Source organism: Vibrio metoecus, assembly GCF_009665255.1.
Lineage (GTDB): Bacteria > Pseudomonadota > Gammaproteobacteria > Enterobacterales > Vibrionaceae > Vibrio > Vibrio metoecus_B.
Genome location: NZ_CP035686.1, coordinates 444,943 through 469,223, shown reverse-complemented (window position 1 = coordinate 469,223; position 24,281 = coordinate 444,943). Strand labels below are relative to the sequence as shown.

The window sequence follows — 24,281 nt, the reverse complement described above, 5'->3', positions numbered from 1 at the left end:
GAAGCAGCAGCTTATTAAGAAAAAAGGTCAGCAACTGCTGACCTTCTAGTGGAAAACGAATTACGCTTTCTTACGTACGTGCGGTGCGGCTTTATCCAATACACCGTTAACGAATTTATGGCTATCTTCAGCGGCAAATACTTTTGCCAGTTCAATCGCCTCGTTAATCACGACTTTGTATGGTACGTCTTCACGACGCGTCATTTCGTACATGGCCAAACGCAGCAGCGCCAGTTCCATCATGTCCAGATCTTGCATTGGACGAGAAACAAAAGGACGCAGTTTGCTGTCTAGTTCAGTATGGTTCAAAACCACACCGGCTAACAGGTCACGGAAATAAGAAACATCGGTTTCAGGAGCAGCAAGAGCTGGCTCAGCGGCACGATGTTCTTCTTCATCGTACTTACCGCTGGTTAGAAATTGCTCTTCAATAGTCGCAACATTCTCTTTAGTAATTTGCCATGAATAAATTGCTTGTAGCGCAAATTGACGTGCATTACGACGTGCGGCTGGTTTCACACTGGCCCCCATTAGGAATCAATTTCAGAAAGAACGTTAATCATCTCAAGTGCGCTCAGTGCTGCTTCAGCACCCTTATTACCAGCCTTGGTTCCTGCGCGTTCAATAGCTTGATCGATAGTATCAACAGTCAACACACCGAATGCGACTGGAATACTAAATTCCAGAGACACTTGTGCCAGACCTTTATTCATTTCACTGCAAACGTAGTCAAAGTGAGGCGTACCACCACGGATCACACAACCCAGAGAGACAATCGCATCGTAGTCGCCTGTTTTTGCAACGCGTTGGGCTACCAATGGCAACTCAACCGCACCTGGGCAACGAACGACAGTAATGTTGTCATCACTGATCTGACCGTGACGCTTAAGAGTATCGATGGCACCAGACAGTAAACTTTCATTGATAAAACTGTTGAAACGAGAAATCACAATCGCAATTTTCGCATTTGGTGCTGGGAAACCACCCTCGATCACTTTCATAGCTTTCCTTTAACTCTGTTCATCAAGTGAGAATCGCCGGATTCTAGCACAATTTTGTGAGCAATATCTAACAGAAATTTGGGCTAAAAGCCGCGCCCCACCTTCAAGGCAACACGCGGCAAACCGGCAATTTGCTGTGATTATTCACAGACATATTCGACTACATTGAGACCAAAACCGCCCAATGCGTGGTATTTTTTGTTCGGCGAAGAGAGCAAACGCATCTCCTTAACCCCTAGATCGGCAAGGATTTGTGAACCCACACCCACACGGCGCGAAGTGCCTTGCTTTTTCGCCATTGCCGGTGCTTCACCTTTATCTTGCAGCTCAAACATTTTCACGCGGTGCAGAAGTAGATCGCTTGACTCTTCATTACCAAGAATTACCAACACCCCACCTTCTTGACCAATACGCTGCATGGCGGTAGTCAGCGTCCAACTACGCTCGGCGGTACGGTCACTGTGTAGCAAATCGGTAAAGGTATCTTGCAAATGCACACGCACCAAAGTGGGCGATGTAGTGACATCCCCTTTGCGCAGTGCGAAGTGAATTTGCTTATCGATGATGTCGCGGTAAGTCACCAGTTCAAACTCACCGTATTCGGTCGGCAATTTGCATTGCGCCACGCGCTCAATGGTGGTTTCGGTGTGGTTGCGGTATTCAATTAAGTCTGCAATCGTACCAAGCTTCAAACCGTGTTTTTCAGCGAACACTTCTAAATCCGGACGACGCGCCATGGTGCCATCATCATTAAGAATTTCCACAATCACCGAAGCAGGCTCAAACCCTGCCAAGCGAGCTAAATCACAGCCCGCTTCAGTGTGACCAGCACGCGTCAGCACCCCACCTTCTTGCGCCGCGAGAGGGAAAATATGGCCTGGCTGAACCAAGTCTGCCGCTTTCGCCTCTTTGGCTACCGCGGCTTGCACAGTACGTGCACGATCCGCCGCCGAAATGCCCGTCGTCACCCCTTCCGCCGCTTCAATCGAGACGGTGAAATTGGTGGTGTACTGCGCATTATTGTCCTGCACCATAGGATTTAAGCCCAAACGGCGGCAACGCTCTTTAGTCATGGTTAAACAGATCAGGCCACGACCATGAGTCGCCATAAAGTTGATTGCCGCTGGCGTGATATGCTCCGCCGCCATGATCAAATCACCTTCATTTTCACGATCTTCATCGTCCATCAGGATGACCATTTTGCCCTGACGGATATCTTCAATAATTTCTTGTGGGGTACTAATTGGCATGATGTCAGTCCTATTGTTATTCGTTTTTATGGCAAATGATTAAGCGAAACCGTTTTGCTGCAGAAAATCCATCGTTAGTCGCGATTGTGGTTCGCTCCCTTTGCTTCCTTGGAGCAAGCGCTCCATGTAACGAGCTAACACATCCACTTCCAGATTCACTCGACGACCCACTTGGAATTCATCCATCGTAGTTTCTGCACTGGTGTGAGGAACAATCGTCAGTTTGAAGGCGTTTTTGCGCAAATCATTCACCGTCAAACTAATTCCATCGACCGTAATCGAACCTTTTTCCGCGACGTATTTGTTCAGTTCCGCAGGCATGTTGACCCACAGTTCTACCGCACGGCCAACAGGAATACGCTCGACGATTTCACCTACACCATCCACATGTCCAGAAACAATGTGACCACCAAAACGGGTAGTGGGCAGCATAGCTTTCTCAAGGTTAACGCGATCACCAACCTGATACTGAGCAAAGCCAGATTTTTTCAAGGTCTCCATTGACAGATCCGCACTGAAACTGCGCGAATCAAAGGCTACGACAGTTAAACACACACCATTGGTCGCGATACTGTCACCGAGTTTGACATCGGCCATATCCAACTTACCCACCTCAACAGTGATGGTGACATCACTGCCTTTGGGGATGATGGCAGTCAGCTTGCCGACCGCTTCAATAATTCCAGTAAACATAGTGTTAATCTTTTGATTTTGGGGTGGCAATGATCCGCAGATCCGCCCCCACCATTCGACAATCTTCAATTTTGAGTTCAATGGCCTCAGCCATCTCTGTCAAACCGAGCGCGCCAAATAAACCACGGCCATCGCTGCCCATCAATTTTGGCGCTAAATAGAGAATAATTTCATCCACCAACTTTTGCTCAATCAATGATTGAGCCAGTTGGCTACCCGCTTCCACCCACACTTGATTCACATTGTGTTGCTGAGCGAGTTGTGCCAAAAGCTCACGCAAATCAAGCTTTCCGTTCTCAGCAGAAATACAGAGATCGGCATTCTCGCTGGCAACTCGCAGCACGGGTGAAGGTGTTTGGTATAACGCTAACTCTGGATGCAACTGGTGTTGACGATCCAAAATGACGCGAAGAGGTTGGCGCAAATCTGTTTCAGCGTATTGCGCTTGTACCGATTGCGGTAGATCGTGCCAACGTACCGCCAGTGAAGCATTATCCGCAAGCACCGTTTGACTGGTGGAAAGAATCGCGCTGGCTTGCGCGCGAAACCGCTGAACATCTTTACGCGCAGCGGGAGAAGTGATCCACTGACTTTTACCGTTCGCGAGCGCGGTTTGGCCATCGAGACTGGCCGCCATTTTAAGCTGCACATAAGGCATGCCGGTTTCCATACGTTTCAGGAAACCGCGATTCAGTGCTCGTGCATCCGCTTCGAGCAAACCGACCTGCACCTCAATGCCAGCATCACGCAACATTTGTACGCCACGTCCAGCCACTTGCGGATTAGGGTCTTGCATCGCGCAAATGACTTTTGCCACTCCGGCTTTGATAAGGCCTTCAGCACACGGTGGAGTGCGGCCGTAATGAGAACAAGGCTCTAAAGTAACATAAGCCGTAGCACCGCGAGTCAGCTCGCCCGCTTGGCGCATAGCATGCACTTCAGCATGTGGCTCGCCTGCTCGAAAATGGAAGCCTTCGCCCACAATCTGCTCGCCGCGCGTGATCACGCAGCCAACATTGGGATTGGGGGAAGTGGTAAAACGTCCACGCCACGCTAATTCAATCGCGCGGGACATCATTTGATGATCAAAAGAGGTAAACATAGGTATAGTCGCTGTGCATTAATCCTGTAGCTTGGCGATCTCTTCACCAAACTCTCGTACATCTTCAAAGCTACGATATACGGAAGCAAAACGGATATAGGCCACTTTATCTAGCACTTTTAATTGCTCCATCACCAAGTTACCAATCAGTTTACTCGGCACTTCACGCTCACCAGTAGCACGCAATTTGGATTTGATAGTGCTGATTGCCAGTTCAATCGCATCCGCGCTGACTGGGCGTTTTTCCAAGGCTCGTTGCAGACCGCCAATCATTTTCTCTTCATCAAATGGCTCGCGATTACCGTTCGATTTAATCACACGCGGCATCACTAATTCCGCACTTTCAAAAGTGGTAAAGCGCTCATTACAACCTAGACACTGACGACGACGGCGTACTTGATGTCCGTCAGCCACCAGACGTGAATCGATCACTTTGGTATCGTTTTCAGAACAGAAAGGACAATGCATATTACCTCCATAACAAGGCAATCAGTGTAGCCGATGTACTGTTGAGAGCCAAAGAAAAAGGGGCATGAAGCCCCTTTACATCACATCTTACTGAGATTTTTTAGCTGCGAGACAGGTAATTAGCCTTACCAACCCATTTGTAACTGGTGAGTTCTTCCAGCCCCATAGGACCACGCGCGTGCAGTTTTTGCGTGGAGACTGCCACTTCTGCGCCTAAACCAAACTGTGCACCGTCGGTAAAACGAGTTGAAGCGTTGACATACACCGCTGCAGAACCGGCGGTATTCACAAACAGCTCAGCATTGTAGAGATCGTTGGTCATGATCGCATCAGAGTGGCTCGCATTGTGTTCACGCATGTGATCAATGGCTTCTTGTACGTCTTGCACCACTTTCACCCCTAAGGTGTAGCTGAGCCATTCAGTATCAAAATCTCCGTCTTGCGCATCGCGCAGATCGGCGGCTGAACTCATCAATGCCTTCGCTTTTGGCTCCGCCACAAACGTCACTTTGCCATTCAGTTTTGCGACCAATTTTTCCAGTAACGATTTGGCAATCGCTTGGTGCACCAATAAAGTATCCAATGCATTACACGCCGATGGACGTTGCACTTTGGCGTTTTCAATCACAGCGACTGATTTCTCCACATCTGCACTTTCATCAACGAAAATATGGCTGATACCAAATCCACCAATGATCACAGGCACAGTGCTGTTTTCTTTGCACATTTTGTGCAGGCCCGCACCGCCACGTGGGATGATCATGTCGACATAATCGTCCATTTTCAGTAGTTGAGTGACCAATTCTCGATCCGGCTTTTCAATGTACTGTACCGATGCTGCAGGCAACCCCGCTTTGTCGAGTGCAGACTGGATCACTTTGACCAGTTCCATGTTAGAGAAAAATGTCTCTTTGCCACCACGCAGAATCGCTGCGTTTCCTGTTTTCAAACACAGCGCAGCAATATCAATGGTAACGTTCGGGCGGGCTTCATAAATCACGCCAACTACGCCAAGTGGCACACGGCGACGCGCCAGTGACATACCATTTTCCAGCACACGACTATCGATTTCGCTGCCGACTGGATCGTTCAACTTGATCACGTTACGCACATCGTTGGCGATTGCTTGCAAGCGAGGTTCATTAAGCAGCAAACGATCCAGCATGGCATCAGACAAGCCCGCTTCGCGCCCTAATGCAATATCTTTCGCGTTCGCAGCGAGAATGCTCGCGCTTTGCGCTTCCAACTGATCGGCCATAATGGCGAGAGCCTGATTTTTTTGCGCGGTACTGGCGGTAGCCAGTTGGAAAGAGGCCGCTTTAGCCGCTTTACCGAGTACGGTTAAATCCATCATTCTCTCCTTTATTCTTGAATCACGACCATATCGTCGCGGTGGATCACTTCTGAGCCGTGATCGTAGCCTAAAATATCGATGATCTCTTTACTGTGCTTACCCGCGATTTCCGCTAAAGCATCATGTGCGTAGGCTGAGATGCCACGCGCGACCAGATGGTTGTGTTTATCCAATACACGCACTACTTCACCACGATTGAAGTGGCCTTGCACACGAACCACCCCTTTCGCCAGCAAACTGCTGCCTTTGTTGAGTACCGCTTTCACCGCACCATCATCAATCACGATGTCACCAGAAGCGGCTGGCCCTGCCAAAATCCAGCGTTTACGGTTTTCTAAAGCTTCTTCTAGGGCCAAGAAACGCGTGCCTTGTGGCTCATCGCTCAACGAGTCAAAAATCACATTGGGTGCACGGCCTGCCGCGATAATCACTTCAATCCCTGCACGGCGAGCAATGTCCGCGGCTTGCAGCTTAGTTGCCATCCCACCGGTACCAAGTGTGGTACCACTGCCACCAGCAATTTTGCGCAGTGTGTCATCAATGGTAGTCACTTCTTTGATCAGTTGAGCATTCGGATCTTTACGTGGGTCGGCGGTGAACAAACCTTTTTGATCGGTCAGTAGCAGCAGCTTATCTGCGCCGCACAAGATACCGACCAATGCCGATAGGTTGTCGTTGTCACCGACTTTGATTTCATTGGTCGCCACCGCATCGTTCTCGTTGACCACTGGCACAATACCGTTTTCAACCAAAGCATTGATGGTGTCACGCGCATTCAAGAAACGTTCACGATCATCAAGATCAGCGCGCGTCAGCAGCATTTGACCAATTTTGATACCGTAAATCGCAAACAGCGATTCCCATACTTGAATCAAACGACTTTGCCCAACTGCCGCCAGCAGTTGCTTGCTGGAGATCGCGTTGGGCAGCGCAGGGTAACCTAAATGCTCACGGCCTGCCGCAATGGCACCCGAAGTCACGATCACTACTGAGTGACCTTGTTTTTTCAGTTCTGCACACTGGCGTGCAAGCTCAACCATATGAGCTCGATCCAGTGCAAGAGTACCACCGGTCAGAACACTGGTTCCCAGCTTCACAACAACCGTTTGTGGAGCCGTTACGCTTCGTTGATTTGTAGTCATGATTGCTTCTGTCGAGAAAAACTTTAAGAGACGATGTTTTAGCAATCCGCACTGCATTGCACAAGCAGAAAAAGGTGCAAAAGCACCTTTTTCTTTAGGTTAATGATTGAACTGGGTCAATTAAGCAAAATCGGCTGATTCACTTGCGACAGTCACTGAAATTTCGAAACGTTCACGTAACGTTTTCACTAACTTCTTATGAAATTCCGTTTGGGTATGATTCACGTCCGCTTGAACAGCTTCAGGTATCACCTCCGCGACCCAATCTCCTGCGAGCGTATAGCGGCCGATATGGTAACAAGCCGACATCTCTTGCTCATTTTGGGTCAATTCCATCCACCAGCCCCAAAACTCACGTTTTTCAGGGGATTTTTTATCGTTAACACACGAGGCGAGACAATCAAATAAATAGACTTGCTCACTACACTGTCCTTCCCGCAAATAAGGGCCAATGGCTTTCAAAGTTGAAAGTAGACGGTAGTGGGTGGGGGTTTTGGTCATCTCTGACATAGTTCATCTCCATAAGCAGCAATCAAGAGCCATTTTTATTCCCTTGCAACTTGGCGTGGCAACACCAAGTCATTGGGAAAATTTAATTATTGGACGAACAAACATTCGCCACTTAATGTTTAATCTTGATGACTTTTATGAAAATGTCACTTGCAAAGTTCATCTTCTAGCCAGTTTATTGCCAAATCGAGGGATTGCTCATATCCCTGTGAAATGGTTTTACTTTTTACTTTCTTTGCTTGTCCACCATGGCTAAACAGTGCCACAAGTTGATTGTCTGAATAAGGTGACACCGGATCCCCTTCTAACCCTAGCGCCAAGATCGGCGTTTTGGTTCTTCGACCAGACATAAAACCTTGTACTTTCAGCGACCATGCCATCAATTGTCCCGCTAAGCTGCGCACATCGACTACGTTTTTCCCTAAGCGCGATGCCAGAACATCAAGATACATTTTCGGCATGCCTGCCAATTTGTTCGGAGATGTGAAGATGTCGTGGATCGGAGCCCCTAATGCGACACAGGCTTTTATTTTGTCCGATTCTAGAAAAGCAAGCCGAGCCATCGAGTTCCCACCAAAACGAAAACCAATTAGCCCGACACGAAAATGGTCGACCCAAGGCAGATCGGCCAACTGATTCAGTACGGCTTGATGAAGGCAGGACGAGTCTTCCGTCAGCGGCCATTGCGAGCTCGCTCCTAGTGATGGCATATCAATCGTCAGCATAGCGATGTCTCGTTTGGCTAAATAATCGCGAAACAGACGCCACATATCGGTCTGTAGGCTATCCAACCCCGCACTGACCAGCACCACAGGCTTAGGAGAATCCGTATTACACAAATGAAGATAACCTGCGATTTTTTTGTTTTTGTAAGAAAACTCTAAACGTTTAACCACAAAACCGGTGAGCTTCGCCCCCTCTTGATAGGCGTTATTGGCCAGTACCTGTGCTTGCAAAGCTAAATTGTCATTTTTGAGGTGCGGATAACCCGCGATGCTATAACACAGAGCAGCAGTGAACATTTCATCCGCAGCCTCTTCGCCTTGACGTTCAGCCGCTTGCTTTTGGTGCAGCATGCCAACCCGAGTCCACTCATAAGTCCAATTGCCACTACGGTAGCCCATTACGGTATCTAACCATTCATCATGAGTACGTGAATGAGTGGATGACGCAATCCGAGCGAGCACTTCTTCCTGTTCTACCGGATTAATCCCCTGCCACACCCATTGCAAACGACGTAAATTGCGATACCAAGCAGAAGATGATTGTTCACGGCGAGCGTCTAACAGCTCTAAACTGCTTGGCATATATTGGGTAAGCGAAGACGTTTCTTTGGCTTGTTTATGGTTTTGGAATAGGGTCTCAGACAGGTTTTTGCTGATCGCTTCTGACATGGCAAGTCTCTATGCTGGCATTACGCTAAGTTGGCCTAACAGTAGTAAAAAAAAATGACCCTTGAAAGGGTCATTTTCAAATTCTATGCAAAAAGACTACTTTTGCTTACGATTGACTGGCTCAACGTAGGACAGAACCATATCCCACGGCTGTTCTATCCAAGTGTCTTGTGCAATATCAACCACATACTCATCGACCAAGTCTTTACCTGCAGGTTTAGCACACACAGTGACAAATTTAGCTTTTGGATACATTTCGCGAATTTTACGCGCAGTATCACCGCTATCCACGAGATCATCAATGATCAGGAAACCTTCTCCGTCATGCTCTGGTGCTTTCAGAACCGTCATATCACGCTGGTGATCATGGTCATAACTAGAGATACACACCGTATCCACATAGCGAATACCCAGCTCGCGAGCGAGAATTGCAGCAGGAACTAAGCCACCACGGCTGACACCCAAGATACCTTTCCATTGTTCTGCTGGCATTTGACGCTGTGCAAGTTCACGGCAGTAATGCTGCATATTGTCCCAGGTGATAACGAATTTTTTGCTCATGTGATAAACCTAAATTGAATTTTTATAATTTCTTCTCTTACGCTGCCAAAATGTATTTGATGACAAAAATGGCTGCCATCACCCATACACTGAGGGAGACGCTGCGTCCTTTACCACTGAAGAGTTTGATCGCCGCATAAGCAATGAAACCCAGTGAGATACCTTCCGCAATTGAGAATGTCAGAGGCATCATCAAACAGGTGACAACAGTGGGTGCCGCTTCAGTCAGGTCACGCCAATCAATGCTCACTAAGCCTGACATCATCAGAATAGCTACATAGAAAAGTGCACCAGCTGTTGCATAAGCTGGGATCATACCCGCTAGTGGCGAGAAGAATAATGCAAGAAGGAACAAAATGCCAACCACGACAGCGGTTAAACCGGTACGTCCACCCACCGCAACGCCGGAAACACTTTCGATGTACGACGTGGTGTTTGAAGTACCGAGCAGCGCGCCCACAGACGTTGCTGTAGAGTCAGCTAACAGTGCACGATTTAGGCGAGGAATTTTGCCATCTTTTTCAATCAAATCCGCTTTTGTCGCTACGCCCACCAAAGTGCCTGCGGTATCAAACAAGTCAACAAATAGGAAAGCAAACACCACTGAAATCATCCCCAATTCAAAGACTGAAGAGAAATCCAGTTGCAAGAAAGTCGGCGCAATGCTTGGTGGCGCGGACATCACACCGCCCCATTGTACATCACCGAAAACTAAACCAAGGCCTGTCACCGCTAAAATGGCAATCATCACCGCGCCTTTGACGCCGCGATACACTAAACCAATGGTCAGGAAGAAACCCACCGCACCCAATACCGCATGCAGTGAGGTGATCGCACCGAGTGAAACCAGTGTCGCAGGGTTATCAACGACGATTCCCGCATTTTTTAATGCGATGAAAGCCAAAAACAAACCAATACCCGCCGAGATGCCAGTACGTAAAGAATGCGGAATAGAATTGATGATCCACTCACGAATTTTGAATAGGCTGAGTAGGATAAACAGCACACCAGAGCAAAACACCGCGGCCAGTGCTACTTGCCATGTATGCCCCATGCCAAGAACCACACCGTAAGTAAAGAAGGCGTTAAGTCCCATACCCGGTGCTTGGGCGATCGGATAGTTTGCGATAAAGCCCATGATGAAACAGCCAATCGCTGCAGCCAAACAGGTCGCGACAAACACAGCTCCGCGATCCATGCCAGCATCCGACAAAATCGCTGGGTTAACAAAAATAATGTAAGCCATGGTCAGGAAAGTGGTGACCCCAGCGAGGATCTCAGTACGCACGTTCGTGCGATATTCACTGAGTTTAAAAAGCTTTTCCAGCATGTTCGAATCCTTTAAAGATAAAAAGTAAACGGTTGCGTAAACGATTGGCGGCGATTATAGAGTTATCAAATAACAAATTCCAGACACAATTCTGACTGCGCGCTGGTTTTCTAGGCAAACGAGGAAAAGACCTAGGACGAGGAAGGAAAATTGAGCTTCACAAACAAAATGTTGCGATCAACATCGACTGTTATCTTTGTAAAGCACAAAAAAAACGCCACCTCAACAGAGATGGCGGTGAATCATATCAACCAAATTTGGTTGCCAATAAATTCTAATTTAGGGGTGAACAAAACTTGTTCGAGACGCAAAAAATTTGCGTATTAGTAGCCGAAGCTACGAGGGTATGCAAAGTTACCGGTATACACAGCGTGTTGATTCCAGAACATTACAGACGATAAACCTTTATTCATAACTATCACCATTAAAATCAAAAACTGTTTACTTGATTTCTCGGTTCCATGGAGGCGATAAATCGGACTCATCCTTTGAGCGTTTTTTCTTCGCTAGCGAAGTTGTACATAAATATACCACCAAGAAATTTAATTACAATAAAAATAGTGATTAAAATCACAAAAATCATTTTATTTGATCTCTGTCAGCATATTAAGGTAATTAAATTACAGTTTTATAAAGTTAAATTACACCAAAAGTGCATATTGATGCATTTCATTAGCCAACCAAGAGGCTTTACTCTGTTCGGCGGCATAAGACCAAAAAAGTAAAACCCGCATTCCTAGCACTTTTTGACCTACACCACCGCCTAGCTCAGTGATATGCTGTGCAGCGAAAGTACCCACCTGTTACAGGTAAATTCTCTACCATGAACGAATTTGGCTAAGAGAATAAATGGGAAAACCTACAGTAAGGAGTCATCTGTGTCTGAGTTCCAAACCGAAATCAGTAAGTTATCGTCAAATCCTATTTGGCCTTTTTTTGCGACCATCTGTTCCATTCCACACCCTTCAAAACATGAAGAGGCGTTAGCTCAATACATCATTGGCTGGGCAAAGGAACAAGGTTTCGCTGTACGTCGTGATGAAACAGGCAACGTCTTTATTAAAAAGCCGGCGACACCAGGCATGGAAAATCGTAAAGGTGTGGTACTTCAAGCACACATTGATATGGTGCCGCAAAAGAATGAAGACACTGAACATGACTTCACTAAAGACCCAATTCAACCTTATATCGATGGCGAATGGGTCACAGCAAAAGGAACGACTTTAGGTTCCGACAACGGTATTGGCATGGCTTCTTGTCTTGCGGTGCTGGCGTCTACAGATATTCCTCACGGCCCAATTGAGGTTTTACTGACGATTGATGAAGAAGCGGGGATGACTGGCGCTTTTGGTCTGAAAGAGGGGTGGCTGGAAGGCGATATTCTGCTCAATACCGACTCAGAACAAGAAGGCGAAGTTTACATGGGTTGCGCCGGCGGTGTGAATGCCGAGTTTGCTTTCCCGATTGAACGTGAAGCGGTTCCTGCTGGCTATGTTGGCCGTCAACTGACCTTAAAAGGCTTGAAAGGCGGCCATTCAGGTTGTGATATTCACACTGGCCGCGGTAACGCGAACAAATTGATGGCACGCTTCTTAGCCGGACATGCTAAAGAATTAGAACTTCGTTTAATCGAATTTCGTGGCGGCAGTCTGCGTAACGCCATTCCACGCGAAGCGTTTGTGACGGTGGCACTGCCAGAAAGCCGAGTCGCCGAATTAGAAACACTGTTTAACCATTACACTGACTTACTCAAAGCGGAGTTGGGTAAGGTTGAAACCAGTCTGGTGACGTTCCTTGATACCAAAGAGATCAACGCTCAAACCCTGACATCTAGTACACAGCAACGTTTTATTGCCGCGCTCAACGCTTGCCCAAATGGCGTGATCCGCATGAGTGATGACATCGCAGGCGTCGTAGAAACTTCACTAAACGTAGGTGTGATCACGACCGAAGCTGCACAAATCAAAGTATTGTGCCTTATCCGCTCGTTGATGGATTCGGGTCGCCAGCAAGTGGAAGGTATGCTGAAGTCAGTCGCTGAACTGGCCGGTGCAGAGCTTGAGCTTTCTGGCGCGTACCCAGGCTGGAAACCGGATGCTGATTCCGAGATCATGCATATTTTCCGTGATATGTACGAAGGCATATACGGCCACAAGCCGAACATTATGGTGATCCATGCTGGCCTTGAATGTGGACTGTTTAAAAAACCTTATCCTAATATGGATATGGTTTCGTTCGGTCCAACCATCAAGTTCCCACATTCACCTGATGAAAAAGTAAAAATTGATACCGTCGATCTTTACTGGCAACAAATGGTCGCGTTGCTAGCGAACATTCCTGTAAAAGCTTAATGCTTTAAAAAAGCCGAGTGAAATAACTCGGCTTTTTTGTATCAATTTTTTTTGTCGAAAAGGAAAATTTAATTCATTAGCTTGAATTTAAGGTTGGCTGCTAGAGTTCGCCCCCTTGAAGTTCCCAGAGTTATTCACCAAACTCTCTTCAAGCGACAACTTGCCAAACGCAGGTTGTTTCGAGGGTGCTGCTTGTCCTTAGCGGTATCTGAAATTCTCAAACTAATGAAATTGCGATGAAAGAAAAAATGATTGTCGGATGGCGTGAGGAACTCAGCCTTCCAGGGTTAGGTATTGAGCGCATTAAAGCGAAAATCGATACCGGAGCCCGAACGTCTTGCTTGCACGCGTTCAAGGTAGAGAGCTTCACTAAGGAAGGAGCTCCGTGGGTTCGTTTTTGGATCCACCCGATGCAAAAGAATGACGCGCTAGTGAATGAATGTGAAGCTGAGGTAGTAGACGAACGAGTGGTTCGTGACTCCGGTGGCCACGAAGAAAAACGCTACGTCATTCGGTCGGAACTTAGCTTTGGAGGCCAAATTTGGCCAATTGAGATCACGTTAACCAATCGAGAAAACATGGCATTTCGTATGTTATTAGGTCGTACAGCCATGCATCACCGAATCATCGTTGATCCAACTAAATCGTTTTTAATCCCTTTCGAGGAGCCGAGTAAATGAAAATTGGTATTCTGTCGCGTAACGCTTCGCTGTATTCGACCAAGCGTTTGATAGAAGCGTGCAAACAGCGTGGCCATGAAGTTCGTGTGATTGATGCCTTGCGCTGCTACATGAATATCAACTCCGAAAAGCCGGAGATTCATTACAAAGGTGAAGAACTAGCGGGTTTTGATGCCATCATTCCTCGGATCGGAGCTTCTGTGACCTTTTATGGCACCGCGGTATTGCGCCAATTCGAAATGATGGGAGTTTACCCCGCTAATGAATCAGTCGCCATTACTCGTTCACGCGATAAACTGCGCTCTATGCAGTTACTATCCCGTAAAGGGATCGGCATGCCGATCACAGGTTTCGCAAGTAAACCTGATGATGTGAAAGACTTGCTCGACATGGTGGGTGGTGCACCGGTGGTGATCAAACTGCTGGAAGGCACACAAGGGATCGGCGTCGTTCTCGCCGAAACTCGTACCGCGGCTGAAAGCGTGATTGAAGCCTTTATGGGACTCAAAGCCAACATCATGGTGCAAGAGTACATCAAAGAAGCAGGCGGTGCCGATATTCGCTGTTTCGTTATTGGTGATAAAGTGATTGCCGCAATGAAGCGCCAAGGTGCCGATGGCGAGTTTCGCTCTAACCTGCATCGTGGCGGCACGGCATCACTGGTTAAAATCACTCCACAAGAACGTAAAACCGCGATTGACGCTGCAAAAATCATGGGCTTGAATGTCGCAGGTGTTGATTTGCTCCGCTCCGCTCGTGGCCCACTGGTGATGGAAGTGAACTCTTCACCCGGTTTAGAAGGTATTGAAGCGGCAACTGGCAAGGACATTGCAGGAATGATTGTCGAGTTCATTGAGAAAAACGCAGCCAGTAAAAGGACAAAAACTCGTGGCAAAGGCTAAAAAGCACAGCGCATTTTCATTTTTGGGGGAAACCATTTCCCCCACTTCCCGACGAGTTATCGAACTCGAAGCCGCCAAACTGTATACCGACTCCCCTCTTTCCATACCAATTGAAGTTATCCACGGTTCGGCTCCCGGCCCTGTGTTAATGATCAATGCCGCTATTCATGGGGATGAACTCAACGGCGTAGAAATTATTCGCCAACTGCTCAACACTCTCGATGAGAAAAAACTCAAAGGCACACTCATCGCTGTTCCTATCGTTAATGTATTCGGTTTTATTCATAAATCCCGCTATTTACCTGACCGCCGCGATTTAAACCGCTGTTTCCCAGGCAGCGAAAAAGGCTCCCTAGCTTCTCGCATGGCACACACCTTTTTCTCTCAAGTCGCCGAACGTTGTGATTACATTCTCGATCTGCATACCGGAGCGATTCACCGTACCAACCTACCGCAAATTCGGGCGGATCTGAGTAACAGCGAAACCCTGCGCATTGCACAAGCGTTTGCCACTCCAGTTATCATTGATTCGCCCTTACGGGACGGCTCGCTACGTAGTGAAGCGGAAAAGCAGCAAATTCCAGTATTAACCTATGAAGCGGGTGAAGCACTACGTTTTGACCCAATAGCCATCAATGCAGGCATTATTGGTGTAAAACGGGTCATGCAGGCAATTGGTATGCTCAGGGCCAGCCGTAAAAAAACACCAGCTTCGATCATTGCTAAATCCACAAGCTGGCTACGTGCAGAAGCCGACGGCATTCTACGTACTCTGGTATCACTGGGGGATAAGGTTGAAAATGGGCAAATACTCGCTTATATCAACTCGCCACTTGGCAAGCTCGAAGTAGAGATCCGCGCCAATAAAGGCGGCATCGTGATCGGCCAGCAAACCCTGCCATTAGTGAATGAAGGGGATGCCGTATTCCACCTTGCTTACTTCGATCAAGATGATGATATTGTTGAACAGGTAGTCGAAGAATTCATTGAAGAGTTAACTGAAGCCGATTTAGAGCCGCTCACCACTGGCCATATCATGACTCAATAAGTGATACATAGAAAAGCCCTCATGACGAGGGCTTTGTTGTATCTGTTCGCCGTATTTAACCAAACGAAGCCCAGATAACTGTCGCCACCAAAATCGGGCAAACAAACTTCACATACCAAGGCCAAATCTTGCCAAAGATGCTTTGTTGTAGCTCTGGGAATCCAGCTTGTAGCTCCTTCATTTTGGCGTCACGCTGCCATACCCAACCACCAAACAGACAGAACATGAGAGCAGCCGTGGGTTGCAGGTACTGGGTCGCTAACGTTGCGACCAAGCCAAATAACGCACCAAAGTTATAGACAATCACCACGCTCACTAGCGCAATCAAGCTACCCAGCACCCAACTGGTTGGCGTACGGCGTGTATTGAAACGCTCTCCAACTAGCGCTACTGGACATTCCAACATAGAAATTGAGGAAGTCAGCGCAGCAATAGTAAGCAATAAAAAGAACACCATCGCGAAAATCTGTCCAAGTGTACCTAAGCTATCAAACATCAGCGGTAGCACAGTAAACACTAAGGTGTCAGAGCTCAGTAAAGAGCCATCTTGGGCGTAAATCTCAACCCCTTTATTCATGGCCACAAACATGGCTGGCAATACCACCAGACCAGCAATAAACGCCACGGCGGTATCAACCAATGTCACGCTCATCGCCATTTTCGGTAGGTTTTCTTTCTTACTCAGATAAGAGCCATAGATCAACATCGAACAACCGCCAATGGTTAGCGAGAAGAAACCTTGTCCCATCGCCGCTAAAATCAACTTACGATCCCACACCTTGTCAAAATCAGGGATCAAGTAGTGCTTTAAGCCTTCCATCGCACCTTGTTGAGTCATGATGTAGACAAACAGGACGGCAAACAGCACAAATAATGCGGGCATCAGTCGTGTAGACCAACGTTCAATCCCTTTTTTCACCCCACCTTGCACGATCAAAATCGTCAGGACATAAAAAATGATCGTACCGAGCAGGTTTCGCTCAACACTAAAACCTTTTAGCCAAGCACTGATACTCTCAAGGCCGAAGAGATCCGCCATCGCCCCGAACAAGAAGCAGATGATCCAACCACCCACAATGCTATAGAAAGCCAAAACTGCACTCGGCACACTCAGCCCAACCCAGCCAACTAAGCCTCCAACCTTTTTGGCTGTAGGATTTGCGGTTAGCGATCGCATACTATCAACAGGATTAGCTTGACCATAACGGCCAATTGCCATTTCAACAACTAACATAGGAAAGGCAACGACAACGATCAAAACCAGATACACCAACAAAAACGCACCGCCACCATTGCTGGCAGCTTGGGTTGGAAATCCCCAAATATTACCTAACCCCACCGCAGCTCCGGCTGCAGCAAGAATAAAACCAAGGCGAGAACTGAATGTCTCACGAGAATTTGATTGTGCCATGACGACTCACACGATACCAACACACTAGTTGACTAGTACATTAATACAAAGTGCCGTTTGACTCAATCGACAACAGAATCATCCGCTGAAAAAATGCACAAACACTTTGTTTTTATCGAGTCAAATCAAAATAAAACTAACTTTTTGTTTAAAAATCAAACAAAGTTACGCACAACATAGCGATCCCTACCATTTGCCTTTGCATGGTAAAGTGCTATATCAGCCTGATGGAATAGTAGCTGATAGGCATCCATCTGAGGAGAGAAGGCGTAAACTCCACCAATACTAATCGTGAGATATTGGAAAGTTGAGTCAACAGGGTTGGTAATCGCAAGCTGAGCTACTTTGGTGCGCATTTGTTCGGCATATTGTTCACCATCGAATGGCTGATCTGAAGCGAGCACCACACAAAACTCCTCACCACCAAAGCGGGCCACGATTTTCTCTCCAGAAAAATCCACCGATTGCAAGATATCCGCCACTGAGCACAATGCTTCATCACCGGCCAAATGCCCAAAACTGTCATTGAAACGTTTAAAATAATCAATATCAATGAGATACAAAACCAAATAGCGAAAAGGGCGATCACTCAAATAGCTTTTAAGTTGCTTTTCTAAGTAACGGCGGTTTGAAATTCGAGTTAGAGGATCATGTTCGGACTGCCAGCGTAACACTTGTTGGCTATCATCAAGCTGACTCACAATATGATTTATTGTATGTGCAAATTCTTTCATTTCTGATGAGATAAAAGAATTCTCATCCGGTACTTTACCTCCCGATGTTTTGAACTGCTGCAACACATGGTTTGCCCTTGTGATAGGGCGAATCAGTGCCTGCACCACCCATAGGTTTATCAAGTACATCACTAGCGAAAAAAACAAAAGAGCTAAGACCTCATCATTACGGATGAAAGGCGGATGTTTAACTTGGTGGTTGATTTTAAACAGCACACTTGACTGACCGCTGTAATCAAGCTGTTTTAAATAGGAAATATCCTGCTCATCTTCAGGTAATGGGGCATTGGTTGCACACGTTAATACTTCGATATCGATACCCGTGGCTTGTTCAACCACATTGGCAAATTGTGCTCGGACTTTTTTAATAAAGATGAGGTAACCTTTATTACACGATTTTCCTTCGCTATCACACACTCGGGAGGTAGCTGCGAGATAGGGTTCATCATCCACCACCATATAGCGCACCGATGTCGAAACCTTATCGGTGCTTAAACGTTGAGCCTGCAGCAAAATCCCAGAAAAGTCGGGTAACAAGTATTCATAGCTGACACTTTTATCGAGTTCAGAGTCATATTTTTCCCCCCAGACTAGCTTTTTACTGGGATCAAAAATAAAAATGCCATCCAGAAATTGAGAGGTAAACGCATGTTCGCCTATATTACTCTCAATAAACTCCGCTGTCGGATGAGCAATAAAATTCGCCATGTCGTCCCAAGCTGCATAATCCGCTAGAGAAGCTCCCATCGCTTTACGTTCCAACGACACTATGGTTTCAACACGGTGTAATTCTGCTTGTTGTAATTGCAGGGCTTGCGCAATATCGCGATCGTGTGACCAAAAATATTTGAAGGTCAGATAAAACACCAAAAAGCACACCACTACCGCTAATGCATTGAGTGCAGTTAATTTGCGCAAACTAACATTATTTAAATTCATATCACCATCGTCATGACAAACCTTACCTAAAACAAAAAGAGCGTGGCTTACGCTCTTTTAAGTTTAGATGGTGAAGACTTGATAGTTTTTTAATTGAGGGATCTTTTTGTGTAATTGCTGCTCTTGCTGAGTCATTTCGTTTAATGCGTCACACCACTCCTGTCCCTGCTTTTCAAAAGTCGAGGTTTGCTCTTTTAGCTTCACATCCAACTTTGTTTTCAGATCTGCCATATTTTTACCTAGCTGCGTCAGATTCAAGCCACCTTCTTTTTGCATCTTGGTAGACATCACATCAAACGCACTGGCAAAAAATTGCTGAGTGAGCACTTCCTTACCACGAGAAAACTGTTGTTGAAAACGGTTCTGCATTGCTTCAAACGTTTCGGCAGGCACGATCATATCCCCATTTTTAAAATACTGGGCTTTAGCATCTGCAAAAAACGTTGCCATCGACTTCTTCACGTTATCAAACGCTTGTGGTGCTTCTAAAGAAATCGCTACCTCATCAACCAATTGATTGGCCGATTTTAAACTATCATCAGCCCAACGCTGTGCCTTAGGCACCATGTTGGCAAGTTGTTCACGATAACGACGTACTGCATTTTTCTGATCCGCGGTCAGCGCTATTTTTTTGCCTTGAATATAGAGATTATTTTGTTTATCAATCAATGCCGTATCATTTGCTGTACGCAAAATTTTAACGCGCTGAGTATTTAGGTGAACTTCATTTTGAATATCCACTCGGCACTGTGCGGCCCAGGTAGATGAACTCATTAATACAGCTAAAGCTAAAATGTTTTTTTTCATAGTTTTCTCTGGCTAAGTTTTGCCAACTATAATCAATCCTGGCGAATGATACGCCAATAAATCGTCAAAAATAGCGCATTACTGATAATTTTTATTCAGGCGCTTAAAGCTCAGATTATCTTCATCAGTTCAGTGCATTTCAGAGTGGAATGCCAAGCCTTAGTCCAATTCGTTAGGAAACATTGATAACTGCTTCATTTGCAATTCTGGTTTTAACATCACACTTAAGCCTAGCAAGCGAATCTCTCGCCCCTGTTGACGAGTTAATACTTGTTCAAGCAGTTCATGGAAGTACTCTAAGTCCAATACTGGGTGAACATGTTCAATTGTTGTCAGTTGAAAATCGGCAAACTTCACTTTAATGCCCTGTTTGATAATGGCTCGCTGTGAATTAGCACGATTAAGACGTGCATCAAGTTCAGGATAAAGTCGTTGCTCAATCACCTGCCAGCACTCATCAAACGTGGTGATGTTTTGGCTAAAAGTGTATTCCACCCCTACCGATTTACGCTCACGCTCTGTGACGACCTCTCTTTCATCAATGCCGTGGCTCTTTTTCCACAAAGAAGCCCCAAGCGGCCAAATTGATGCAGTAGCTTCCTATAATCGGCGTTTTTAACATCAGCCCCGACATAAAGGCCTGCTTGATGGAGTTTTTCTAACGCCACTTTGCCAACACCCGGAATTTTTTCTAAGGGCAAAGAATCAACCATGCTCTGCACTTGATCAGGAGTCACCACATACAATCCATTGGGTTTATTGATATCAGAAGCAACTTTGGCCAGAAACTTGATGGGTGCAACGCCCGCCGAAGCCGTTAAATTCAGTTCTTGCCAGATGTCTTGGCGAATCGCCTGTGCTATCAGAGTGGCGCTTCCTTGGTAGGCGTTTGACTCTGTAACATCAAGATAAGCTTCATCCAAAGAAAGCGGTTCAATCACCGAGGTATAGCGTTGAAAAATGGCACGAATTTGTTGAGAAACCGTTTTGTAAACTGGCATACGTCCAGGGACAACATGCAGTTGAGGGCAGAGTTTTAATGCCTGAGCGGTGGGCATAGCAGATCGAACGCCAAACTTGCGCGCCTGATAGTTGCATGTACTGATCACTCCACGCTGCTTTTCATGTCCGCCAACGGCCAGTGGTATCTCTCGATACGCAGGGTTATCCCGCATTTCAACGGCAGCGAAAAAGCAGTCCATATCAACATGGATGATTTTACGAATTCTATCTTGCATAGCCCACCAATACTGTATACATAAACAGTATAATAATAAGCCATCGATAAGGAAAGTCTGATAAACAAAAAGCCCGCCGGAGCGAGCTTTTTTATTTGAGTAGCCTTGATTACGCGATGCGATCTTTTTCCCAAGCGGCAAGGCGTTCTGCACGCGCTGCGGCCTTCGCTTCACGCTTTTTGCGTGCATCACAAGGTTCTGGGCAGTTGCACACTTTTTCGATGCCTACGGCACCTAACCCACCACAACTCCCCTTCACCACTTTACGTTGGAAAATGTAGCCAACAGCCATAGCGGCAATGACAGCAAGAAAGAAACCAAAAGTAATCAAAAATGTGTTCATTGTTTTATGCTCACTATTACTTGTTTAAAAACGGTTTAAAGCTGCTTGATGCGTATTCTTTGAAGCCATCATCAGTTTTTACAATCATCAAGACTGGGATCTGGTTGGCTTCAGCGATCGCCATACCACGTTCTTCGCCCATCACCATTAAACCAGTCGCTAGCCCATCCGCCGTCATGCATGATTTATCCAGTACGGTGACAGAAACCACTCGATTGTTGATCGGGCGACCTGTTTTTGGCTCAATAATGTGTGAATAGCGCACACCATCTTGCTCAAAATAGTTGCGGTAGTCGCCTGATGTCGCAATCGCATATTCGCCCGGTTCGATGATTTCTTGCACGCTACGCTGATCAACACTGGGTTTTTCAATCGCAATGCGCCAAGCTACACCTTCACGGTTCAAGCCTTTCAAACGGATTTCACCACCGATTTCAACCATATAATTCTCAATGCCTTGTGACTGGATGTAATCCGCAACCACATCTACCCCCCAACCTTTGGCAATCGTAGACAGATCAACGTACAGCTCAGGAATATCTTTGCTCAGTGTATTGCCTTCCACCTTCAGATGCTCAATACCGGTAATTGCACGGCGAGCATTCAACTCTTCATCCGTCGGTACGATATCAGGGCGAGCTTCAGGCCCAAATCCCCACAGATTAACCAAAGGTCCAACAGTCACATCCAAAGCACCTTCAGTAAGGCCGTTCAAACGAATCGCCTCTTTCACTACAGTTAACGTTTGTGTAGAAACGGCAAAAGGTTCGCTACTGGTATGCTGGTTAAAACGGCTTAGCTCAGAGTCTTTACGGTAAGTCGACATTTGATCGTTCACTTCTTCAAGGAGTCGATCAATCTCGGTTTGCAGTGTTTTCGAATCCGCAACGCCCGGCTGTTGAATGTATTTAATGTTGTAAGTGGTTCCCATGGTTGGGCCACTGATATGCACTTGCTCAACCGGCTTTTCACAACCAGCCAACAAGAGAAGAGAAGCGAATGCAACAAGCCAGTTTCTCACTTGTTTACTCCTTTCATAGTTAAAAATTGATATGGGAAATACCGATGCCCTAAACCAGATTACCATCGACACTTTCAATATCCGATTTGCAAAAAACAATGGCTGACTCGAACGAGCCAGCCATCACAGTGTAGCGAGTTATCGATTAACCACCGAAGTCATCCAGTAGGATGTTTTCCTCTTCTACACCAAGGTTTTTCAGCATGTTAATTACTGCCGCGTTCATCATCGGAGGTCCACACATGTAGTACTCACAATCTTCTGGTGCTTCATGGTCACGCAGATAGTTTTCGTACAACACGTTATGGATGAAACCGGTATAACCCGTCCAGTTATCTTCTGGCTGAGGATCAGACAGAGCACAATGCCATACGAAGTTGTCATTCTCTGCTGCTAGGCCATCGAAATCCTCTACGTAGAACATTTCACGCTTAGAACGCGCACCGTACCAGTAAGACATCTTACGTTTAGACTTCAGACGTTTCAGCTGGTCAAAGATATGCGAGCGCATTGGCGCCATACCTGCACCACCACCGATAAAGACCATTTCTGCATCCGTATCCTTCGCGAAGAACTCACCGAATGGGCCAGAAATTGTACATTTATCACCGGCTTTCAGTGACCAGATGTAAGAAGACATTTGGCCTGGTGGCACGTTTGGATTATTTGGCGGCGGAGTCGCGATACGCACGTTCAGCATGATGATACCGAACTCTTCTGGGTAGTTCGCCATAGAGTAAGCACGGATGATGTCTTCATTTACGATAGACTCATAACGGAACAAGTTAAACTTGTCCCAATCACCGCGATACATTTCTGGCACATCGAAATCAGCGTACTTAATGTGGTGCGCAGGCGCTTCAATCTGAATGTAACCACCCGCACGGAACGGTACTGATTCACCATCAGGAATCTGTAGTTTCAGCTCTTTGATGAAAGTGGCTTTGTTATCGTTAGAGATAACCGTACATTCCCACTTCTTCACACCAAAGATTTCTTCTGGCAGTTCTAGATCCATATCGGTTTTCACAGCAACCTGACACGCCAAACGCTCGCCTTCACGGGCTTCGCCTTTGCTGATGTGATCCAGTTCTGTTGGCAGAATATCACCACCACCCGATTTGATTTTTACGCGGCATTGGCCACATGAACCACCACCACCACAAGCAGAAGATACGAATACACCGGCACCAGCCAATGCACCCAGCAACTTACCACCCGGTTGGGTTACGATCGCTTTTTCAGGATCGCCATTGATTGAGATTGTAATGTCACCTGTTGGTACTAGCTTGGATTTGGCGAATAGAATCACCAAAACCAACGCCAGTATAATCAGGGTAAACATCACTACACCAAAAATAATAGTAGACATTAACTATTCCTTTATTGCTGCGGTTTACCCGACTTACAGTTGAACACCAGAGAAAGACATGAAGCCCAACGCCATCAAGCCAGCCGTGATAAAGGTAATACCTAAACCACGCAGACCTGGAGGAACGTCTGAATACTTCATCTTCTCACGGATACCTGCAAGAGCGACGATAGCCAGCATCCAACCCACACCAGAACCGAAACCGTATACCACAGATTCAGCAAAGCTGTAGTCGCGCTGCACCATGAAAGACACACCACCGAAGATCGCACAGTTTACTGTGATCAGCGGAAGGAAGATGCCCAGTGCGTTATACAGAGGCGGGAAGAAGCGATCGAGGATCATTTCCAGAATCTGTACTAATGCCGCAATAACACCGATAAAGGTAATAAAGTTCAGGAAGCTTAAATCTACCCCTTCAGCCAGTGCATCTGGTTTTAGCACTAAGTTGTACACCAGATTATTGACTGGTACAGAGATAGTCAGTACTACGATAACCGCAATACCTAAGCCGAATGATGTCTTAACTTTTTTCGACACCGCCAAGAATGTACACATCCCCAAGAAGAAAGAGAGTGCCATGTTCTCGATGAAAATCGATTTCACCAGCAGACTAATATAATGTTCCAT

General features: G+C 46.5%; 25 protein-coding genes. 4 read left to right on the top strand and 21 right to left on the bottom strand.

The genetic code is table 11. The features are described 5' to 3' along the window. Positions 1 to 60: 60 nt before the first annotated feature. The 12 genes from nusB to EPB59_RS02090 form a co-directional block, all read right to left on the bottom strand. Positions 61 to 531: a transcription antitermination factor NusB gene (gene nusB, locus EPB59_RS02145; RefSeq protein WP_000501297.1), complete on the bottom strand. Its 471-nt coding sequence runs from the start codon at positions 529 to 531 to the stop codon at positions 61 to 63. Then, positions 531 to 1,001 (bottom strand): 6,7-dimethyl-8-ribityllumazine synthase, encoded by a 471-nt coding sequence (gene ribH, locus EPB59_RS02140; RefSeq protein ID WP_000864130.1) that lies wholly within the window; start codon positions 999 to 1,001, stop codon positions 531 to 533. Before ribH ends, nusB begins: the two co-directional genes overlap by 1 nt. 140 nt (positions 1,002 to 1,141) lie before the next feature. Then, the gene (ribBA, locus tag EPB59_RS02135) at positions 1,142 to 2,251 is read right to left on the bottom strand and encodes a bifunctional 3,4-dihydroxy-2-butanone-4-phosphate synthase/GTP cyclohydrolase II (RefSeq protein ID WP_055051412.1); all 1,110 of its coding nucleotides are present in this window, start codon (positions 2,249 to 2,251) and stop codon (positions 1,142 to 1,144) included. 39 nt (positions 2,252 to 2,290) lie between these two features. Further along, positions 2,291 to 2,944 carry a riboflavin synthase gene (locus EPB59_RS02130; RefSeq protein ID WP_154171459.1) on the bottom strand — a complete coding sequence of 218 codons (654 nt, stop codon included), beginning with the start codon at positions 2,942 to 2,944 and terminating at the stop codon, positions 2,291 to 2,293. A gap of 4 nt (positions 2,945 to 2,948) precedes the next feature. Then, on the bottom strand, positions 2,949 to 4,052 hold the full coding sequence (gene ribD, locus EPB59_RS02125; protein WP_154171458.1) for a bifunctional diaminohydroxyphosphoribosylaminopyrimidine deaminase/5-amino-6-(5-phosphoribosylamino)uracil reductase RibD: 1,104 nt from the start codon (positions 4,050 to 4,052) through the stop codon (positions 2,949 to 2,951). Between the two features lie 12 nt (positions 4,053 to 4,064). Next, positions 4,065 to 4,514, bottom strand: coding sequence for a transcriptional regulator NrdR (gene nrdR / locus EPB59_RS02120; RefSeq protein WP_000543546.1), 450 nt, complete (start codon positions 4,512 to 4,514; stop codon positions 4,065 to 4,067). A 100-nt stretch (positions 4,515 to 4,614) separates the two neighbouring features. Next, positions 4,615 to 5,865 (bottom strand): glutamate-5-semialdehyde dehydrogenase, encoded by a 1,251-nt coding sequence (locus EPB59_RS02115; protein WP_154171457.1) that lies wholly within the window; start codon positions 5,863 to 5,865, stop codon positions 4,615 to 4,617. An 11-nt stretch (positions 5,866 to 5,876) separates the two neighbouring features. Further along, on the bottom strand, positions 5,877 to 7,010 hold the full coding sequence (gene proB / locus EPB59_RS02110; protein ID WP_154171456.1) for a glutamate 5-kinase: 1,134 nt from the start codon (positions 7,008 to 7,010) through the stop codon (positions 5,877 to 5,879). Between the two features lie 120 nt (positions 7,011 to 7,130). Next, on the bottom strand, positions 7,131 to 7,520 hold the full coding sequence (gene crl / locus EPB59_RS02105) for a sigma factor-binding protein Crl (RefSeq protein WP_055051416.1): 390 nt from the start codon (positions 7,518 to 7,520) through the stop codon (positions 7,131 to 7,133). 146 nt (positions 7,521 to 7,666) lie between these two features. Beyond that, positions 7,667 to 8,914 (bottom strand): esterase FrsA, encoded by a 1,248-nt coding sequence (gene frsA, locus EPB59_RS02100; RefSeq protein WP_055051417.1) that lies wholly within the window; start codon positions 8,912 to 8,914, stop codon positions 7,667 to 7,669. Positions 8,915 to 9,010: 96 nt separating this feature from the next. Further along, a complete protein-coding gene (gene gpt, locus EPB59_RS02095; RefSeq protein ID WP_055051418.1) occupies positions 9,011 to 9,475 on the bottom strand; it encodes a xanthine phosphoribosyltransferase in 465 nt (154 codons plus the stop codon). A 37-nt stretch (positions 9,476 to 9,512) separates the two neighbouring features. Continuing rightward, positions 9,513 to 10,805, bottom strand: coding sequence for an NCS2 family permease (locus EPB59_RS02090; RefSeq protein WP_000890420.1), 1,293 nt, complete (start codon positions 10,803 to 10,805; stop codon positions 9,513 to 9,515). Between the two features lie 878 nt (positions 10,806 to 11,683). On the opposite strand from EPB59_RS02090, the gene EPB59_RS02085 reads away from it, so the two are divergent. The 4 genes from EPB59_RS02085 to EPB59_RS02070 all read left to right on the top strand — a co-directional run bounded on the left by EPB59_RS02085 (position 11,684) and on the right by EPB59_RS02070 (position 15,786). Further along, entirely contained in the window at positions 11,684 to 13,156 is a 1,473-nt protein-coding gene (locus tag EPB59_RS02085) for an aminoacyl-histidine dipeptidase (protein ID WP_154171455.1), read from the top strand. Between the two features lie 236 nt (positions 13,157 to 13,392). Next, complete coding sequence (locus tag EPB59_RS02080) at positions 13,393 to 13,836, top strand: ATP-dependent zinc protease family protein (protein WP_154171454.1); 444 nt, start codon at positions 13,393 to 13,395, stop codon at positions 13,834 to 13,836. After that, on the top strand, positions 13,833 to 14,738 hold the full coding sequence (rimK, locus tag EPB59_RS02075) for a 30S ribosomal protein S6--L-glutamate ligase (protein WP_000689987.1): 906 nt from the start codon (positions 13,833 to 13,835) through the stop codon (positions 14,736 to 14,738). Before EPB59_RS02080 ends, rimK begins: the two co-directional genes overlap by 4 nt. Next, a complete protein-coding gene (locus tag EPB59_RS02070) occupies positions 14,725 to 15,786 on the top strand; it encodes a succinylglutamate desuccinylase/aspartoacylase family protein (RefSeq protein WP_195707032.1) in 1,062 nt (353 codons plus the stop codon). The genes rimK and EPB59_RS02070 overlap by 14 nt, the downstream gene beginning before the upstream one ends. Positions 15,787 to 15,841: 55 nt before the next feature. Here EPB59_RS02070 and EPB59_RS02065 read toward each other — a convergent pair whose 3' ends face one another. The 9 genes from EPB59_RS02065 to nqrE all read right to left on the bottom strand — a co-directional run bounded on the left by EPB59_RS02065 (position 15,842) and on the right by nqrE (position 24,281). Further along, the gene (locus EPB59_RS02065) at positions 15,842 to 17,197 is read right to left on the bottom strand and encodes a sodium-dependent transporter (RefSeq protein WP_154171452.1); all 1,356 of its coding nucleotides are present in this window, start codon (positions 17,195 to 17,197) and stop codon (positions 15,842 to 15,844) included. A gap of 155 nt (positions 17,198 to 17,352) precedes the next feature. Continuing rightward, complete coding sequence (locus EPB59_RS02060; RefSeq protein ID WP_154171451.1) at positions 17,353 to 18,870, bottom strand: sensor domain-containing diguanylate cyclase; 1,518 nt, start codon at positions 18,868 to 18,870, stop codon at positions 17,353 to 17,355. 63 nt (positions 18,871 to 18,933) lie between these two features. Beyond that, positions 18,934 to 19,677: a YggN family protein gene (locus tag EPB59_RS02055; RefSeq protein ID WP_154171450.1), complete on the bottom strand. Its 744-nt coding sequence runs from the start codon at positions 19,675 to 19,677 to the stop codon at positions 18,934 to 18,936. A gap of 159 nt (positions 19,678 to 19,836) precedes the next feature. Then, complete coding sequence (locus tag EPB59_RS18495) at positions 19,837 to 20,241, bottom strand: hypothetical protein (protein ID WP_241666222.1); 405 nt, start codon at positions 20,239 to 20,241, stop codon at positions 19,837 to 19,839. After that, positions 20,175 to 20,915: a DNA polymerase IV gene (gene dinB / locus EPB59_RS02050; protein WP_241666221.1), complete on the bottom strand. Its 741-nt coding sequence runs from the start codon at positions 20,913 to 20,915 to the stop codon at positions 20,175 to 20,177. Before dinB ends, EPB59_RS18495 begins: the two co-directional genes overlap by 67 nt. A gap of 109 nt (positions 20,916 to 21,024) precedes the next feature. Further along, complete coding sequence (gene nqrM, locus EPB59_RS02045; RefSeq protein WP_001091359.1) at positions 21,025 to 21,258, bottom strand: (Na+)-NQR maturation NqrM; 234 nt, start codon at positions 21,256 to 21,258, stop codon at positions 21,025 to 21,027. 16 nt (positions 21,259 to 21,274) lie between these two features. After that, complete coding sequence (locus EPB59_RS02040; protein WP_134818609.1) at positions 21,275 to 22,279, bottom strand: FAD:protein FMN transferase; 1,005 nt, start codon at positions 22,277 to 22,279, stop codon at positions 21,275 to 21,277. Between the two features lie 145 nt (positions 22,280 to 22,424). After that, positions 22,425 to 23,651, bottom strand: coding sequence for an NADH:ubiquinone reductase (Na(+)-transporting) subunit F (gene nqrF, locus EPB59_RS02035; protein WP_000103960.1), 1,227 nt, complete (start codon positions 23,649 to 23,651; stop codon positions 22,425 to 22,427). Between the two features lie 33 nt (positions 23,652 to 23,684). After that, positions 23,685 to 24,281 (bottom strand): NADH:ubiquinone reductase (Na(+)-transporting) subunit E, encoded by a 597-nt coding sequence (nqrE, locus tag EPB59_RS02030; protein ID WP_055051426.1) that lies wholly within the window; start codon positions 24,279 to 24,281, stop codon positions 23,685 to 23,687.

What these genes read in the sequence shown, in the direction of transcription:
- nusB (WP_000501297.1), bottom strand. Translation starts at nt 531, where the DNA reads ATGGGGGCCAGTGTGAAACCAGCCGCACGTCGTAATGCACGTCAATTT.
- ribH (WP_000864130.1), bottom strand. Translation starts at nt 1,001, where the DNA reads ATGAAAGTGATCGAGGGTGGTTTCCCAGCACCAAATGCGAAAATTGCG.
- ribBA (WP_055051412.1), bottom strand. Translation starts at nt 2,251, where the DNA reads ATGCCAATTAGTACCCCACAAGAAATTATTGAAGATATCCGTCAGGGC.
- EPB59_RS02130 (WP_154171459.1), bottom strand. Translation starts at nt 2,944, where the DNA reads ATGTTTACTGGAATTATTGAAGCGGTCGGCAAGCTGACTGCCATCATC.
- nrdR (WP_000543546.1), bottom strand. Translation starts at nt 4,514, where the DNA reads ATGCATTGTCCTTTCTGTTCTGAAAACGATACCAAAGTGATCGATTCA.
- EPB59_RS02115 (WP_154171457.1), bottom strand. Translation starts at nt 5,865, where the DNA reads ATGGATTTAACCGTACTCGGTAAAGCGGCTAAAGCGGCCTCTTTCCAA.
- proB (WP_154171456.1), bottom strand. Translation starts at nt 7,010, where the DNA reads ATGACTACAAATCAACGAAGCGTAACGGCTCCACAAACGGTTGTTGTG.
- crl (WP_055051416.1), bottom strand. Translation starts at nt 7,520, where the DNA reads ATGTCAGAGATGACCAAAACCCCCACCCACTACCGTCTACTTTCAACT.
- frsA (WP_055051417.1), bottom strand. Translation starts at nt 8,914, where the DNA reads ATGTCAGAAGCGATCAGCAAAAACCTGTCTGAGACCCTATTCCAAAAC.
- gpt (WP_055051418.1), bottom strand. Translation starts at nt 9,475, where the DNA reads ATGAGCAAAAAATTCGTTATCACCTGGGACAATATGCAGCATTACTGC.
- EPB59_RS02090 (WP_000890420.1), bottom strand. Translation starts at nt 10,805, where the DNA reads ATGCTGGAAAAGCTTTTTAAACTCAGTGAATATCGCACGAACGTGCGT.
- EPB59_RS02080 (WP_154171454.1), top strand. Translation starts at nt 13,393, where the DNA reads ATGAAAGAAAAAATGATTGTCGGATGGCGTGAGGAACTCAGCCTTCCA.
- rimK (WP_000689987.1), top strand. Translation starts at nt 13,833, where the DNA reads ATGAAAATTGGTATTCTGTCGCGTAACGCTTCGCTGTATTCGACCAAG.
- EPB59_RS02065 (WP_154171452.1), bottom strand. Translation starts at nt 17,197, where the DNA reads ATGGCACAATCAAATTCTCGTGAGACATTCAGTTCTCGCCTTGGTTTT.
- EPB59_RS02060 (WP_154171451.1), bottom strand. Translation starts at nt 18,870, where the DNA reads ATGAATTTAAATAATGTTAGTTTGCGCAAATTAACTGCACTCAATGCA.
- EPB59_RS02055 (WP_154171450.1), bottom strand. Translation starts at nt 19,677, where the DNA reads ATGAAAAAAAACATTTTAGCTTTAGCTGTATTAATGAGTTCATCTACC.
- dinB (WP_241666221.1), bottom strand. Translation starts at nt 20,915, where the DNA reads ATGCAAGATAGAATTCGTAAAATCATCCATGTTGATATGGACTGCTTT.
- nqrM (WP_001091359.1), bottom strand. Translation starts at nt 21,258, where the DNA reads ATGAACACATTTTTGATTACTTTTGGTTTCTTTCTTGCTGTCATTGCC.
- nqrF (WP_000103960.1), bottom strand. Translation starts at nt 23,651, where the DNA reads ATGTCTACTATTATTTTTGGTGTAGTGATGTTTACCCTGATTATACTG.
- nqrE (WP_055051426.1), bottom strand. Translation starts at nt 24,281, where the DNA reads ATGGAACATTATATTAGTCTGCTGGTGAAATCGATTTTCATCGAGAAC.